The sequence below is a fragment of the Mesorhizobium sp. M4B.F.Ca.ET.017.02.2.1 genome (genome assembly GCF_003998955.1).
Taxonomy (GTDB): Bacteria; Pseudomonadota; Alphaproteobacteria; order Rhizobiales; family Rhizobiaceae; genus Mesorhizobium; species Mesorhizobium abyssinicae.
In genome coordinates this window covers 1-3403 of record NZ_RZOF01000491.1, presented here as the reverse complement: position 1 = coordinate 3403, position 3403 = coordinate 1, and the positions used below count along the sequence as shown (strand labels likewise).

Annotated in this window: 4 protein-coding genes; 3 read left to right on the top strand and 1 reads right to left on the bottom strand. The window is 64.3% G+C overall.

What is annotated here, in order from left to right; translation table 11 throughout:
* The 3 genes from yidC to yihA all read left to right on the top strand — a co-directional run.
* Window positions 1-870, top strand: an 870-nt coding sequence (yidC, locus tag EN738_RS32565; RefSeq protein WP_127287150.1) for a membrane protein insertase YidC, incomplete at its 5' end; no start/stop codon positions are given.
* Between the two features lie 274 nt (window positions 871-1144).
* Window positions 1145-1783: a CatB-related O-acetyltransferase gene (locus EN738_RS32560; protein ID WP_127287149.1), complete on the top strand. Its 639-nt coding sequence runs from the start codon at window positions 1145-1147 to the stop codon at window positions 1781-1783.
* The gene (gene yihA / locus EN738_RS32555) at window positions 1783-2433 is read left to right on the top strand and encodes a ribosome biogenesis GTP-binding protein YihA/YsxC (protein WP_127287148.1); all 651 of its coding nucleotides are present in this window, start codon (window positions 1783-1785) and stop codon (window positions 2431-2433) included. The genes EN738_RS32560 and yihA overlap by 1 nt, the downstream gene beginning before the upstream one ends.
* Before the next feature lie 70 nt (window positions 2434-2503).
* Here the strand turns inward: yihA and EN738_RS32550 are convergent.
* Window positions 2504-3403 (bottom strand): FtsK/SpoIIIE domain-containing protein (locus EN738_RS32550; RefSeq protein ID WP_145967005.1); only part of this gene is annotated, 900 nt, incomplete at its 5' end.

The window sequence follows — 3403 nt, the reverse complement described above, 5'->3', positions numbered from 1 at the left end:
GCGACCAATGTCGATGCCGGCAAGTCGGCGACGGTCGAGACGGAGGTGTTCGCCGGCGCAAAGGAAGTCGCCAAGATCAACGCCTCCGCGGAGGACCGCCACATCAAGCGGTTCGACCTCTTGATCGACTGGGGCTGGTTCCACTTCATCACCAAGCCGATGTTCTGGCTGATCGACACGCTCTACAAATTCTTCGGCAATTTCGGCCTGGCCATCCTCGCCACCACCGTCATCGTCAAGGCCATCTTCTTCCCGCTCGCCAACAAGTCCTACGCGTCGATGGCAAACATGAAGAAGGTGCAGCCGAAAATGCTCGAAATCCGCGAGAAATACGCGGACGACAAGATGAAGCAGCAGCAGGCGATGATGGAGCTCTACAAGACCGAGAAGATCAATCCGCTGGCCGGCTGCTGGCCGGTGGCGCTGCAGATCCCGGTGTTCTTCTCGCTCTATAAGGTGCTCTACATCACCATCGAGATGCGCCACGCGCCGTTCTTCGGCTGGATCCAGGACCTTGCCGCGCCCGATCCGACCTCGATCTTCAACCTGTTCGGCCTGATCCCGATGACGCTGCCGCATATGCTGATGATCGGCGTCTGGCCGCTGCTGATGGGCGTCACCATGTTCCTGCAGATGCGCATGAACCCGACGCCGCCGGATCCGACGCAGGCCGCGATCTTCACCTGGATGCCGATCATCTTCACCTTCATGATGGCGGGCTTCCCCGCCGGCCTGGTCATCTACTGGGCCTGGAACAATCTGCTGTCGATCCTGCAGCAGGGCGTGATCATGAAGCGCCAAGGCGCCAAGATCGAATTGTGGGACAATCTGGCGGCGCTGTTCCGCAAGAAACCCTCGCCGGCGGAATAGCCGGCAGCCCGATCAATTGTCTTCGAAAAACCCGGCTCGTCCGGGTTTTTTGTTGGCGCCCGGAAACTACGGCTCGGCGTGGTCCGTAGCTTTCTCAGTCCTCCCCAAGAAGCCGCGACGGCTTCCGGCGCAGCGACGCCGGTGTTTGGGAGGTCGTCCGGCAGGCCGGGGTCACCGCGCTGCTTCGCGGGACCCCGGCTTCAACAGCGCGGGTAGACCCGGTCGCCGCCCGTCCCTAAGCTCCGTATGCTGCAAGTGTGGACGGAGCCAGCCGATGACCGGACCCAACCCCAACATCAAGCACCCGATCCCGATGCATCCGCGCGTCGGCTTCCTGAAAGGACTGGTCAGCGCGCCCAACATCGAGGTCGGCGACTTCACCTACTATGATGATCCGGACGGACCGGACAAATTCGCCGAGCGCTGCGTGCTGCACCATTATCCGTTCATCGGCGACAAGCTGATCATCGGCAAGTTCTGCGCCATCGCCGAGGGCGCGCGCTTCATCATGAACGGCGCCAACCACGCAATGTCGGGCTTCTCGACCTATCCGTTCAACATCTTCGGCCATGGCTGGGAGGAAGGCTTCGACCCGAAGACATGGGCGAAGGAGATCCGCGGCGACACGGTGGTCGGCAACGATGTGTGGATCGGCATGGATGCGGTGATCATGCCCGGGGTGACAATCGGCCATGGCGCCATCGTCGCGGCGAAATCGGTTGTCACGCACGACGTGCCGACCTATGCGATCGTTGCCGGCAACGCGGCCAAGGTGGTGAAGATGCGCTTCGACGACAAGACGATCCGGCGGTTGCTGATGGCAGGCTGGTGGAACTGGCCGGTGGACAAGATCGGCCGCAACCTCGACGCCATCAGGGGCGCCGACATTGCCCGCCTGGAGGCAGCCGTCTGATGGACAAGACCGTGATCGGCACCGACCTGTTCACCCGCGGCTGGGTCTTCATCCGCGGCGTGCCGGCGATGAAGTTCCTGCCGCCGGAGGGTCCGCCGGAGATCGCCTTCGCCGGCCGTTCGAATGTCGGCAAGTCGTCGCTGATCAACGCGCTGGTCGGCCAGAAGGGGCTGGCGCGGACCTCGAACACGCCGGGGCGCACGCAGGAACTCAACTATTTCGTGCCCGACGGTTTTTCCGGCGAAGGCGCCGACCTGCCGCCGATGGCGCTGGTCGACATGCCCGGCTACGGCTATGCCAGCGCGCCGAAGGAAAAGGTCGACGACTGGACGAAGCTGGTCTTCGACTACCTCAAGGGCCGCGTCACGCTGAAGCGCGTCTATGTGCTGATCGACGCCCGCCACGGCATCAAGGCCAAGGACGATGAGGTGCTGTCGCTGCTCGACAAGGCGGCAGTCTCCTACCAGATCGTGCTGACCAAGACCGACAAGATCAAGGCAGCCGGCGTGCCGCGGCTGATCGAGGAGACGCTGGCCAAGATCAAGAAGCGGCCGGCCGCCTTCCCGTTCGTCCTGGCGACGTCGTCGGAAAAGAGCGACGGGCTGGAGGAACTGCGCGCCGCGATCGTGCTGGCCGCCAACGGCGGCTGACGCACCCGCCGCGAAGGCACGTCCGGTCAAGCAAGACCGGCGTATCGCCCGGCCCCATCCCCGATCCTCGTCAATCCGTTTCGTCGCGCTCCGGCGCGTGGTCCCGCCGGCCGGCCAGGATTTCACGCTTGCCGACGTGGTTGGGCGTGCCGACCAGGCCCTCCTTCTCCATGCGTTCGACCAGCGATGCGGCGCGATTGTAGCCGATGCCGAGGCGGCGCTGGATGTAGGAGGTCGAGCATTTCTTGTCGCGCTTGACCACTTTGATGGCTTCCTCGTAGAGGGCGTCGCCGTCCTCTTCGGCCATCGCGCCCTTGTCGAAGACGGGACCCGCGTCGGCCGCCTCTTCTTCCGCCTCCTCGTCGGCGGTGACCGTTTCGAGATATTCCGGACGCCCCTGCGCCTTCAGATGCGCCACGACATGCTCGACCTCCAGGTCGGAGACGAAGGGTCCGTGCACGCGGACGATGCGACCGCCGCCGGCCATGTGCAGCATGTCGCCCTGGCCCAGCAACTGCTCGGCGCCCTGCTCGCCCAGGATGGTGCGGCTGTCGATCTTCGACGTCACCTGGAAGGAGATGCGGGTGGGGAAATTGGCCTTGATGGTGCCGGTGATGACGTCGACCGAGGGGCGCTGCGTGGCCATGATCAAGTGGATGCCGGCGGCGCGCGCCATCTGCGCCAGCCGCTGGATGGCGCCCTCGATCTCCTTGCCGGCCACCATCATCAGATCGGCCATCTCGTCGACGATGATGACGATGTAGGGCATCGGCGCCAGGTCGATTTCCCGTTCCTCGAACAGCGGCTCGCCGGTGCCCTTCTCGAAGCCGACCTGCGCCTGCATGACAACGACCTCGCCGTTGTCGCGGGCGGTGGCGGCGCGCTGGTTGTAGCCGTCGATGTTGCGCACGCCGAGGCGCGCCATCTTGCGGTAGCGGTCCTCCATCTCGCGCACTGCCCATTTCAGCGC